This window comes from Achromobacter spanius (assembly GCF_003994415.1).
Classification (GTDB): Bacteria; Pseudomonadota; Gammaproteobacteria; order Burkholderiales; family Burkholderiaceae_B; genus Achromobacter; species Achromobacter spanius_C.
Genome location: NZ_CP034689.1, coordinates 4419062 through 4430913 on the forward strand (window position 1 = coordinate 4419062; position 11852 = coordinate 4430913).

Genomic DNA, 11852 nt, shown 5'->3' on the forward strand with positions numbered 1-11852 from the left:
CCTGACCCGGCGCGTCAGGCGGCGACAGGCTTGCGCGCCACTTCGGCCAGGCTTTCCAGCAGCACTTCAAACTTGCGCGCGATGTCGTTCTCGGGCACACAGGCGTAGCCCAACAGCAGCCCCGGCCGCCGCCCCTCGGCGTTGACGTAATAGCGCGACAGCGCGCGCGTCAGCACGCCCTTGCCGCGCGCCACGTCCACCACGCGCAGGTCGTCCATGTCCGGGGGCAAGGTCAGCACCAGATGCAGGCCCGCCATGCTGGCGTCGCGATGCAGCCAGTTGGGGCCCAGGCGGCGTTCGATCAGGTTGACCAGCATGGCGCGGCGCCTGCCATACAGCATGCGCATGCGGCGGATGTGCGCGGCGTAGTGCCCTTCCGAGATGAACGTGGCCAGCGCCGCATGCGTCATCAGGTGGCCTTCACGGTAGAGCTCGGCATGCGCCGCCTGGAATGCGGCGGTCAAGGGCTTGGGCAAGACCAGATAGCCCACGCGCAGGCCCGGGTACAGCGTCTTGCTGAACGTGCCCATGTAGATGACCGGCGCGTCGGGCTCCAGCCCCAGCAGCGATGCAATGGGCCGGCCCGAGAATCGGAATTCGCTGTCGTAATCGTCTTCGATGATCCAGCTGCCGCTTTGCCGCGCCACCGCCAGCAATTGGCGGCGGCGCGCCAGGGACATCACCGGCCCCAGCGGATACTGGTGCGAGGGCGTAACGAAAATGAAACGGGGCGGCGTGCCGCCTGGTTCGGGCAGGCGCATGCCCTCTTCGTCCACCGGCAGGTGCACCGTGTGCAGGCCGTTGGCTTGCAAGATGGTGCGGGCGCCCCAGTAGCCCGGGTCTTCGACCCAGGCCGTTTCGCCCGCTTCGCCCAGGATGCGGGTGGTCAGGTCGATGGCCTGGTGCGAACCTTCGGTGATGATGATCTGGTCGGGGTCGCAATCGATGGACCGCGTCAGCGCCAGATGCTGGGCCAGCGCTTCACGCAGCGCCGGCAGGCCACCGCCGTAGGCGTAGGTCAGCAGATCGGGCGACGGGTTGCGCCACAGGCTGCTGAATATGCGGCCAAACTTCTTGTGCGGGAATTCCGTCAGGTCGGGCACGCCGGGCATGAAGGCGCCCCATTGATAGGGCGAGGCCGACACGCCGTCCACGATGGCCGCGCCGCGCGCCGACAGCGCGGCGCCCGCCTGGGTCTGGCCCTGATGGCGCAAGCGGCGGCCGCTGGCCAGATAGGAGTCGGGCACCGAAGCGTTGACGAAGGTGCCGTTGCCCTGCCGGCTGCGCGTGTAGCCTTCGGCCAGCAGTTGGCTATAGACGTGAACCACGGTATTGCGGGCGATGCCGAGCTCGGTAGCCAGGTCGCGCGAAGCGGGCAAACGCGAGTCCGCCGCGATGGCGCCATCCAGGATCGCTTCGCGTATGCCCCGGTACAGCCGCTTGTTCATCGGCTCGCTGGATCCGTCGGCCAGGCGCAGCAGCAGCAAGTCACCTACAATGGACCGCAATTGGTTCTACCTGTTTTATAAAAGTGGTTCCCACAAATGGGGCCATCGTAGCATTAAATAAGGTTTTTCCCGCCCACCCTGTTCATCGAGGCTGAGATGAAGAATCAAGACCTGAATACCCGCCGTTCCCTGGCCACCCCGCGCGGTGTTGGCGTCATGTGCGACTTCTACGCGGTGCGCGCCGAGAACGCCACCCTGTGGGACGCCAACGGCAAGGAATACATCGATTTCGCGGGCGGCATCGCCGTGTTGAACACGGGCCACCTGCACCCCAAGGTCAAGGCCGCCGTCGCTGCGCAGTTGGACAACTTCACGCACACGGCCTACCAGATCGTTCCGTACGAAAGCTACATCTCGCTGGCCGAACGCATCAACCGCCTGGCCCCCATCGACGGCCTGAAGAAAACCGCCTTTTTCACCACCGGCGTCGAAGCCGTTGAAAACGCCATCAAGATCGCGCGCTCGGCCACCGGCCGTTCGGGCGTCATCGCATTTTCGGGTTCGTTCCACGGCCGCACCATGCTGGGCATGGCGCTGACCGGCAAGGTCGCCCCGTACAAGCTGTCGTTCGGCCCGATGCCCGGCGACATCTATCACGTGCCGTTCCCCAACGGCACCCAATCCATCAGCGTGGCCGATTCGCTCAAGGCGCTGGACCTGCTGTTCAAGTGCGACATCGACCCCAAGCGTGTCGCCGCCATCATCATTGAACCAGTGCAAGGCGAAGGCGGTTTCAACATCACCCCGCCCGAACTGATGAGCGCGCTGCGCAAGATCTGCGACGAGCATGGCATCCTGCTGATCGCCGACGAAGTGCAAACGGGCTTTGGCCGTACCGGCAAGCTGTACGCCATGGAACACCACTCGGTGCAGGCCGACCTGATCACCATGGCCAAGAGCCTGGGCGGCGGCTTCCCGATCTCGGGCGTGGTCGGCCGTGCCGACGTCATGGACGGCCCGGCCGCTGGCGGCCTGGGCGGCACCTACGCCGGCAACCCGCTGGCCGTTGCCGCGGCCCACGCCGTGCTGGACGTGATTGCCGAAGAAAAGCTGTGCGACCGCGCCAACGTGCTGGGCGAGAAGCTGCGCGCCCACCTGGAAGGCCTGCGCGCCAAGGTGCCGGGCATTGCCGATGTGCGCGGCCTGGGTTCGATGGTGGCGCTGGAACTGAACGACGCCAGCGGCAAGCCGGACGCCGAAGCCGTCAAGCGCGTGCAAGCGCGCGCGCTGGAACAAGGGCTTATCCTGTTGAGCTGCGGCGTGTATGGCAACGTGCTGCGTTTCCTGTACCCGCTGACCATCCCCGACGCGCAGTTCGACCGCGCGCTGGCGATTCTGTCCGACGCACTGGCAGCGTAAGGTTCACGGCCTGAACCCTTTTTTCAGGGGACCACAGGCACGGTAATTGCGGGCGTCGCGGATCTTTCCGCCGCGCCCGCTAGTGCTTGTTGGCCCCGCTGAATCCCAATCAAGGAGACTTCAATAATGACCGCATTGACTCACCCCCTGTCGCGCCCTGATCTGCTGCGCGACGCCTGCTACATCGACGGCAAGTGGGTTGGCGCCGGCAACGGCGCGTCGATCCCGGTGGACAACCCCTCCACCGGCAAGACCATCGTGTCCGTGCCCAAGCTGGGCCGCAAGGAAACCGAAGACGCCATCGCCAGCGCGCAGGCCGCGTTGCCCGCCTGGAGCGCCAAGACCGGCAAGGAACGCGCCGCGATCCTGCTGAAGTGGTCGCAACTGATGATGCAGAACCAGCAAGACCTGGCCGCCATCATGACGTCTGAACAGGGCAAGCCGGTCACCGAAGCCGCGGGCGAAATCGCCTACGCAGCCTCGTTCCTGGAATGGTTTGCCGAAGAAGCCAAGCGCATCGACGGCGACGTGCTGCAAAGCCCCAAGGCCGGTCAGCGCCTCCTGGCGTTGAAACAGCCCATCGGCGTTACCGCCGCCATCACGCCGTGGAACTTCCCGGCCGCGATGATCACCCGCAAGGTTGGCCCGGCACTCGCCGCCGGCTGCACCATGGTGGTCAAGCCCGCTCAACAAACCCCGCTGACCGCGCTGGCGCTGGCTGTGCTGGCTGAAGAAGCCGGCGTGCCCGCGGGCGTGTTCCACGTCATCACGGGCAGCTCGCGCGATATCGGCGCCGCCCTGTGCGAAAGCGACGTGGTGCGCAAGCTGAGCTTCACCGGTTCCACCGAAGTGGGCCGCACGCTGATGGAGCAATGCGCCCCCACCATCAAGAAGCTGTCGCTGGAATTGGGCGGCAACGCGCCGTTCATCGTGTTCGACGACGCCGACCTGGACCGCGCCGTTGACGGCATCCTGGCCTCCAAGTACCGCAACGCCGGCCAGACCTGCGTGTGCGCCAACCGCATCTACGTGCAAGCCGGCGTGTACGAGGAAATCGCCAAGCGCCTGGTGGCCAAGGTCGAAGCCATGAAGGTGGGCGACGGCTTTGCCGACGGCGTGACGCAAGGTCCGCTGATCGACAAGAACGCCATTGAAAAGGTGCAGGAGCACATTGCCGACGCCACCTCGCATGGCGCCAAGGTCATTGCCGGCGGCAAGCCGCATGCGCTGGGCGGCACGTTCTTTGAACCGACCGTGGTGCGCGACGTGACGCAGTCGATGCGCTTTGCCACCGAAGAAACCTTCGGCCCGGTGGCCCCGCTGTTCCGCTTTGAAACGGAAGACGAAGTCATCGGCATGGCCAACGACACCATCTTCGGCCTGGCCGCCTACTTCTTCACCCGCGACTACGCCCGCATCTGGCGCGTGTCCGAAGCACTGGAGTACGGCATTGTCGGCATCAACACCGGCCTGATCTCCAACGAAGTCGGCCCGTTTGGCGGCGTCAAACAGTCGGGCCTGGGCCGTGAAGGCTCGAAGTACGGCATCGAGGAATACCTCGAAATCAAGTATCTGTGCGTGGACCTGGGCGCCTAAGCCCGAAGCGGTGCGCGGCGCTCGCCGCGCACCTGGGATAAGCGGTGTTCAACGGCGGTGTTCAACGCCGCTTATCCCCAACAACTGTGGACAAGCCGGCAGATAAGTCCTGCACAGCGCAAAAAAGTCCTTTCAATCCAGTCACTTGCGAATCGCGATCAAATGCCGCTCAGGCGTGATAGATTTGCGCGTTCCCTGGATGGATCCGTATGAGCAAACCCTTCTCCTTTGAGGACACCCGCAAGCTGGCCGCCGTGCTGGCCGAAACGGCCCTGGCCGAGGTCATGCCGCGCTTTCGCAGCCTGCCTGAAGGCGCGGTGCGAGCCAAGAGCTCGCCGCGTGATCTGGTCACCGACGCAGATGAAGCGGCCGAACGCATGATCGCCGCGCGCCTGGCCAAGCTGCATCCGGGCGCCGTCCTCATCGGCGAAGAAGCATCCACGCGCAACCCCGCGCTGCTGAACATGCTGGTCGACGCCGACCTGGCGTTTCTGATCGACCCCATCGACGGCACCCGCAACTACGTGGCGGGCCTGCCCTTGTTCGGCATGATGATCGCGGCCTGTCACCGTGGCGACGTGATCGCCGGCGTGATCTACGACCCCGTCAGCCGCGACAGCGCGCTGGCTTTGCGCGGCGAAGGCGCCTGGATGGAATACGAGAACGGCCAGCGCGTGCCGCTGACCGTGGCCGCCCCCGCGCCGCTGGAAGACATGGACGGCTTCATTTCCACGGGCGCCCTGCCCGAGCCGGCACGCACCACCGTCAACAGCCACCTGTCGCGCCTGGCCAGCACCGCGTCACTACGCTGCGCCGCGCACGAATACCGCATGCTGGCGGCGGGCCATTGCCACATTGCGCTGTACAACCAACTGACCGCCTGGGACCACGCCGCCGGCTGGCTGCTGCACCGCGAAGCGGGCGGCTACGCAGCGCGCTTTGATGGCTCGCCCTACAAGCCCACGCACCGCACGGGCGGGTTGTTGTATGCGCCGGATGCGGGCAGTTGGCATGCCGCGCGCAAGGCATTGTTGGGCGAAGGGCTGGAAGGATCGGAGGGCTGAAAAACCCGGGTATTCCCTAGGGAATTATCCACAGTTCCTGTGGACAACCCTATGGAAAGGTCTGTAACAGCGCGAAAAATCCCTGACAGGGCAAGCACTTGCTTAAACCGGTCAAAAACCGGCCGTTGAAAAGCGGGCTTATAGCGCGTCCAAGGCCAGGGCGCAAGGCTGTTCCACCTTCAGGGTCAACAGGCTGTCGGCCCGCGTGCGGCCCAGGTTGATGGCGGCGATGGGCATGCCGTTGCGCGAGGCCGCCGTCACGAAGCGGTAGCCCGAATACACCATCAGCGACGAACCCACCACCAGCACGGCGTCGGCGTTCATCAGGCCGGCGTTGGCGCGGTCGACGCGATCACGCGGGACCGTTTCGCCAAAGAAGACCACATCGGGTTTGACGATGCCGCCGCAGCGCGGGCACGGCGGCACGGTGAATTGCGAGAAATCCTGGCCGTCCAGGTCGGCGTCGCCGTCCGGCGCATCGGTGGCGTCCAGCAGGGCCCACGCAGGGTTGTTGTGGTGCAGCCGGTCTTGCCAGTCGTGGCGGTCGCCGCGCCAGTCACATTGCATGCAGCGCACTTCGTCCAGCCGGCCGTGCAGGTCCACCACATCGCGGCTGCCGGCGGCGGCATGCAGGCCGTCTACGTTCTGCGTCACCAGCACGCTGAGGCGGCCGCGCGATTCCAGCCGGGCCAGTGCCCGGTGCGAATCGTTGGGCTTGACCTGGCCAAAGCGGCGCCAGCCCACCATGCTGCGGGCCCAGTAGCGGGCGCGCGCCAGCTCCGTACCCATGAAGGTTTGCAGGGTCATGGGCGGCGAACGTTTCCATTCGCCTTCGGTGTCGCGATAGTCGGGGATGCCGGAATCGGTGCTGACGCCCGCCCCCGTCAACACGAACAGCCGCGGGTGGCGGTCGACAAAGCCGCGCAACGCGGCCAGATCCGAGACTTGCGTGTCCATCCTGGCTCCTATCCCTGGCTGCCCTTGGGCATCCTCACTGGCGATGCTGGCCACTTGCCCTGGCCGCTTGCCATCAACCGCCCAAGCCGCAGTCCGGCATGTCGCTGACCAGGCTGGCCTGCGTGACGTTGCTGCCCGGGGGCACGCTGCGCGTCAGCCAGACGTTGCCGCCAATGGTGGACCCCTTGCCGATCGTGACGCGGCCCAAAATCGTGGCGCCCGCGTAGATGACGACGTCGTCTTCGATCAACGGATGGCGCGGCAAGCCCTTCTTAAGCTCGCCGTTTTCTCCGGGCGGAAAGCGCTTGGCGCCCAGGGTCACCATTTGATAAAGGCGCACGCGGTCGCCGATGATGGCCGTTTCACCAATGACGACACCGGTGCCGTGGTCGATGAAAAAGCTGCGGCCGATGGTGGCGCCAGGATGGATGTCGATGCCGGTGTCGGCATGCGCGATCTCGGCCACGATGCGGGCCAGCATCGGCACGTTAAGCCGGTACAGCACGTTGGCCAGGCGGTGGTGGATCATTGCCGCCAGGCCGGGATAGCACAGCAGCACTTCGTCCACGCTGTGCGCGGCCGGGTCGCCCTGGTAGGCGGCCGTCACGTCCAGGTCCAGCGCGGCGCGCACGCGCGGCAGTTCGGCGCCAAACTGGCGCACGATCTCGATGGCGCGCCGCTGGGTCTCGGCCGGGTCGACGTGTTCATTGCGGCCCACGTATTGCAGTTCAAGACAGACCTGATGCAACAGGGCATCCAGCGCCGCGCCGATGGTGTGGCCCACATAGAAGTCTTCGACCTCTTCGCGCAGATCGATGGGGCCTAGCCGCATGGGGAACAAGGCGCCACAGAGGTTCTTGATGATCTGGCGCAGGCTTTCCTGGGATGGGAATTCACGCAGGTCCGCGTCTTCGCGCAGGCGGCCACGCGGGCCGCGCCAGGCGACGCGCGCTTCGCGCAAGCCGGACACGATGCTGTCCAGGTTCCAGTGGGCGGGCGGAAGGTGGGTGGGCCCGTTCATTGGGACTGCCCCTGGTGGTTGCGGGGGAGCCCGGGCTGGGAATGGGTTTCAAACATGGAAGTGCCTCGCTGACGGTGCTACGCAATAGTCCCGTCAACTGTAACCGCTAGCCCCCCCATTCCGTAAAGCGGCCGATATGGCATCGGGGTTATGCGGCGGCCTGGCTGGGCTCGTCCGGCGCGTAGCCCTGCGGGTTGCCTTGCTGCCAGCGCCAGCCGTCGGCGCACATGGCGGCCACGTCGTAGGTGCTGCGCCAGCCCAGCAAGGACTCGGCAAGCGTAGGGTCGGCCCAGGTGCGGGCCACGTCTCCGGGCCGTCGCGCCAGGGTCCGCAGCGGAATCCGGCAGCCGCTGGCCAGCTCGAATGCGCGCACCAGCTCCAGCACGCTGGTGCCGCGGCCCGTGCCAAGATTGACCGCGATGAACCCGGGGTGGTCCACACAGTACGACAGCGCCCGCACATGGCCTTGCGCCAGGTCCATGACGTGCAGATAGTCGCGCACGCCCGTGCCGTCGGCGGTGTCGTAATCGTCGCCGAACACCCGCAGGAATGGCTGACGGCCCACTGCGACCTGGGTGATGAAGGGGAACAGGTTGTTGGGCAGATCGCGCGGGCTTTCGCCGATCTGGCCGCTGGGGTGTGCGCCGATAGGGTTGAAGTAGCGCAGCGTAACGGCGCTGAAGGCGGAGTCGGCCGTGCAGACGTCGCGCAGCATCTCTTCCACCATCAGCTTGGTGCGCCCGTAAGGGTTGGCCGGCGCCAGCGGATGCGCCTCGGTGAAGGGCAGGGTTTGCGGCTCGCCATACACGGTGGCCGACGAGCTGAACACCAGCCGCGTGACGCCCGCCTGGCGCATGGCCTGCAGCAGCACCAGCGAACCCGCGACATTGTTGTCGTAATACTTGAGCGGGTCCGCCACCGACTCCCCTACCGCCTTGCAGCCGGCCAGATGCAGCACGGCCCGCACCGGCTGAGCGCGTGCCGCCGCGTCCGACAGCACGCGTTCGATCAGGCCTGGTGTGCGGATATCCCCTTCGATCAACGCTATCGGTACGCCGCACAAGCGCTCGACGCGGCGCACGGCCTCGCGGCTGCCGTTGCTGAAGTTGTCCAGCACCAGCGGGCGCTGACCGGCCGCCAACATCGCAATCAAGGTATGCGTGCCGATGTAGCCTGCCCCGCCGGTAACCAGGACGTGCATGGACGGATCTTGCACGCCTGGGCGTTGCAGGTCTGCGTCTGGCATCCGCGCCCCCGTCACAGGTGCGCCGCCACGCCCGGCACCCACGCATGCCGCGGACGCGGCGCCTGCGCATGGCCACGGTAGCGGTCGATCCAGTACGAGGTGGACGCATCGTGCCCCCAGTCGACCACGCCGGCCGACACCGGCACCGCCAATTCGCGCTCGATGCCCGTGGCCAGACGCTTGCCCAGTTCCACTCCCCATTGATCGAAGGGGTTGATGCCCCACACCACGCTCTGCACGAACACCTTGTGCTCATACAGCGCCAGCAGCGCGCCCAGGCCGCGAGGATCCAGTTGGCGCAGCACGATCAGGGTGGACGGCCGCCCGCCCGGATGCACCATATGCTGGGCCAGGCTCAGCGCGCGTTCCTGATCGTCGATGTGCGCCACGTCCCGCAGCGCTTCTTCCAGGCATTTGCCGCGCAGCAGCGCCTGGCGCTGCGCCAGGCAGTTGGCCAGCAGCAGGCGGTGCGCGTCCGGACTGTCGGCGTGGCCTTGCAGGCTGGCAATGAAGTCGACCGGCGCCCCGTCCTCGCTTTGGTGCAGCCATTGGAAGAACGTGTGCTGGCCATCGGTGCCCGGCATGCCCCAGATGATGGGTGCGGTGGGCACACCGACCGCCGTGCCGTCGCCCGCCACGCGCTTGCCCAGCGACTCCATTTCCAACTGCTGAAGATAGGTCACCAGGTGCAGCAGACGCGCGCTATAGGCGGCAATGTTCAAGGAGTTATGGCCCAGCACGCTGCAATTGACCAGGCCGGCCAAGGCCAGTTGGATCGGTGCGTTCGCGGCGAACGGCGCCTGCTGGAAATGCTGGTCCATGGCTTCGGCGCCCGCCCGCATGCCGATCAGCACCTCGGCGCCCACGGTCAGCGCGATGGACAGGCCGGCCACCGACCAGACGGAATAGCGTCCGCCCACCCAGTCGCACATCTTGAAGGTGTGGCTGGCCGGCACGCCCAGGGCGCGCGCGGCCGACACGTTGGCGGTGACCGCCGCCAGGTGCTCGGACACATCGGCCACCCCGCCCTGTTTGAGCCAGGCCATGGCCGCGCGCGCGTTGTGCAGGGTTTCGGAGGTGGTGAAGGACTTGGACGAAATCACCACCAGGCAGCGGCGCGGGTCCAGTCCGGCCACCGCGTCATGGAAGGCGTGGCCATCGATGTTGGACACGAAGCGGATCTGGCGGCGCTGCGAGGGGCCGCCGAACGCCTGGACCGCCAGGCGCGGGCCCCAGTCGCTGCCGCCGATACCGATGTGCAATACCGTTGAAAAATCCGCCGTCTGGTCCAGCTTGCGCACGAAGTCGGTCATGCGCGAATACTCGCAGACCGAATCGGCATCCAGGCCGTCCGGCTGCTCGCGGGTACGCCCCGCCCGCAACGCGGTATGCCAGGCGGGCCGGCCTTCCGTCCAGTTGACGGGCTCGCCCGCGAACAGCGCGTGGCGGGCGTCCGCCAGCCCGCGCGCCTGCAGCAGATTCAAGGCCGCCGCTTCCAGCGCGGGTGACTGGCGCTGCATGGTCAGGTCCACGCACAAGCCTGCGGCCTCAATTACTTTGAGCGTATTGGCGTCAAGTTCGGCGGCCTCGGCGGCCTGCGCGAACGCCTGCCATTCAGGGCTCTGCGCCAGGCCGGAATTCGCCCTTAACGCCTCAATCGCATAGTTGGCCTTTCCCATCGCGTGATGCTCCTTAGAACGGTAAACGAACATGAGGTGCAATGCGCCGGAACGCGTTGCGGAAATCCTCCTCGATACGGGCCAATGCGGCCACGGTGTCTCCTTCAAAACGCATCACCACCGTCGGCGTGGTGTTTGATGGACGCGCCAGGCCGAAGCCATCCACGTAGTCCACCCGCACGCCATCCAGTTCGTTGATGGACACCGCGCCGGGAAACTCCCCTTGTTGGCGCAGCATTTCCACCAGCTCGAACTGTTCGCCTTCGGCGGTGTCCAGCTTGATTTCGGGGGTAGCGCAAGACTGCGGCAGGCTTTCCAACAGGCCCGACGGGTCCGGCGCCGCCGACAGGATCTCCAGCAGCCGGGCAGCGGCGTAGATGCCATCGTCAAAGCCGTACCAGCGCTCTTTGAAAAACATGTGGCCGCTCATCTCTCCAGCAAGTAGCGCTCCCGACTCGCGCATCTTGGCCTTGATCAGGGAATGCCCGGTCTTGCACATGGTGGGTTTGCCGCCGGCTTCGAAGATGGCGCGAGCCACGTGGCGGCTGCATTTCACGTCGTAGAGCACTTCGGCGCCGGGGTTGCGAGACAGCACGTCGCGGGCGAACAAAATCAGTTGCCGGTCGGGCCAGATGATCTGTCCCGATTTCGTCACCACGCCCAGGCGATCACCATCGCCGTCGAACGCCAGGCCGACCTCGCAGTCCGAATAGCGCAGGCAATAGATCAGGTCCTGCAGGTTCTGGGGGTCGGCCGGATCGGGGTGGTGGCCGGGGAAAGACCCGTCCACCTCGCAGAACAGTTCCGTCACGTCGCAGCCCAGCGCGCGGAACAAGGCCGGCGCCACCGCGCCCGCCACGCCGTTGCCGCAGTCGATGGCGATCTTCATGGGGCGCGCCATGCGGATGTCGCCCACCAGGCGCGCGGCGTAGCAGGGCTGGATCTGCATCTGCGTGCGTCCGCCCGACACGCTGGCCGACTCGATCGGCAAACGCATCGCGTCGCGCAAGGCGGTAATGCCCTCGCCGTACAGCGACGCGCCATCCAGCACGATCTTGAAGCCGTTGTGCGACGGCGGGTTGTGGCTGCCCGTGACCGCGATGCCCGCACCCGTGTCCATCAGCCGCGTGGCGAAATACACCATCGGCGTGGTCGCCATGCCGATGTCGATCACATGCATGCCCGCCGAACGCAGCCCGGCCTGCAACGCCGCCGCCAGTTCCACGCTGCTCAGGCGGCCGTCGCGCCCCACCACCATCGAACGCGCCCCCTGCGCATGCGCCTGGGTGCCCGCTGCCATGCCCAGGCTGTGGGCAAAGCGCGCGTCGATCTCGTCCGGTACCGTTCCTCTTATGTCGTAAGCCTTGAAAACCGCATCCAGAATTTGCGGGGTGTCCCAGCCAAAAGTTCCGTGCATGCCAG

The 11852-nt window shown here is 66.2% G+C and carries 9 protein-coding genes; 3 read left to right on the top strand and 6 right to left on the bottom strand.

The genetic code is table 11. From position 1 onward, the window contains the following. Positions 1-14: 14 nt before the first annotated feature. Complete coding sequence (locus ELS24_RS20120; RefSeq protein ID WP_428839652.1) at positions 15-1508, bottom strand: PLP-dependent aminotransferase family protein; 1494 nt, start codon at positions 1506-1508, stop codon at positions 15-17. A gap of 96 nt (positions 1509-1604) precedes the next feature. Here ELS24_RS20120 and ELS24_RS20125 point away from each other — a divergent pair, with 96 nt between their 5' ends. From ELS24_RS20125 to ELS24_RS20135, 3 genes are all read left to right on the top strand, one after another. After that, positions 1605-2867, top strand: a complete 1263-nt coding sequence (locus ELS24_RS20125) for a 4-aminobutyrate--2-oxoglutarate transaminase (protein ID WP_127185159.1) — start codon at positions 1605-1607, stop codon at positions 2865-2867. 126 nt (positions 2868-2993) lie between these two features. Then, positions 2994-4463: an NAD-dependent succinate-semialdehyde dehydrogenase gene (locus tag ELS24_RS20130; protein ID WP_050449991.1), complete on the top strand. Its 1470-nt coding sequence runs from the start codon at positions 2994-2996 to the stop codon at positions 4461-4463. 209 nt (positions 4464-4672) lie between these two features. Continuing rightward, the gene (locus tag ELS24_RS20135; RefSeq protein WP_127185160.1) at positions 4673-5527 is read left to right on the top strand and encodes an inositol monophosphatase family protein; all 855 of its coding nucleotides are present in this window, start codon (positions 4673-4675) and stop codon (positions 5525-5527) included. A 138-nt stretch (positions 5528-5665) separates the two neighbouring features. On the opposite strand, the gene ELS24_RS20140 is transcribed toward ELS24_RS20135, so the two are convergent. From ELS24_RS20140 to ELS24_RS20160, 5 genes are all read right to left on the bottom strand, one after another. After that, positions 5666-6484 (bottom strand): NAD-dependent protein deacetylase, encoded by an 819-nt coding sequence (locus ELS24_RS20140; RefSeq protein WP_127185161.1) that lies wholly within the window; start codon positions 6482-6484, stop codon positions 5666-5668. Positions 6485-6557: 73 nt separating this feature from the next. After that, the gene (epsC, locus tag ELS24_RS20145; protein ID WP_050449994.1) at positions 6558-7505 is read right to left on the bottom strand and encodes a serine O-acetyltransferase EpsC; all 948 of its coding nucleotides are present in this window, start codon (positions 7503-7505) and stop codon (positions 6558-6560) included. A gap of 148 nt (positions 7506-7653) precedes the next feature. Further along, complete coding sequence (gene galE / locus ELS24_RS20150) at positions 7654-8751, bottom strand: UDP-glucose 4-epimerase GalE (protein WP_127185162.1); 1098 nt, start codon at positions 8749-8751, stop codon at positions 7654-7656. 11 nt (positions 8752-8762) lie between these two features. After that, positions 8763-10430: a glucose-6-phosphate isomerase gene (gene pgi / locus ELS24_RS20155; protein WP_050449995.1), complete on the bottom strand. Its 1668-nt coding sequence runs from the start codon at positions 10428-10430 to the stop codon at positions 8763-8765. A 13-nt stretch (positions 10431-10443) separates the two neighbouring features. Beyond that, complete coding sequence (locus ELS24_RS20160) at positions 10444-11847, bottom strand: phosphomannomutase/phosphoglucomutase (RefSeq protein ID WP_050449996.1); 1404 nt, start codon at positions 11845-11847, stop codon at positions 10444-10446. Positions 11848-11852 lie beyond the last annotated feature (5 nt).

Coding starts and splice junctions, on each gene's coding strand:
- ELS24_RS20125 (WP_127185159.1), top strand. CDS start 1,605: ATGAAGAATCAAGACCTGAATACCCGCCGTTCCCTGGCCACCCCGCGC.
- ELS24_RS20130 (WP_050449991.1), top strand. CDS start 2,994: ATGACCGCATTGACTCACCCCCTGTCGCGCCCTGATCTGCTGCGCGAC.
- ELS24_RS20135 (WP_127185160.1), top strand. CDS start 4,673: ATGAGCAAACCCTTCTCCTTTGAGGACACCCGCAAGCTGGCCGCCGTG.
- ELS24_RS20140 (WP_127185161.1), bottom strand. CDS start 6,484: ATGGACACGCAAGTCTCGGATCTGGCCGCGTTGCGCGGCTTTGTCGAC.
- epsC (WP_050449994.1), bottom strand. CDS start 7,505: ATGAACGGGCCCACCCACCTTCCGCCCGCCCACTGGAACCTGGACAGC.
- galE (WP_127185162.1), bottom strand. CDS start 8,751: ATGCCAGACGCAGACCTGCAACGCCCAGGCGTGCAAGATCCGTCCATG.
- pgi (WP_050449995.1), bottom strand. CDS start 10,430: ATGGGAAAGGCCAACTATGCGATTGAGGCGTTAAGGGCGAATTCCGGC.
- ELS24_RS20160 (WP_050449996.1), bottom strand. CDS start 11,847: ATGCACGGAACTTTTGGCTGGGACACCCCGCAAATTCTGGATGCGGTT.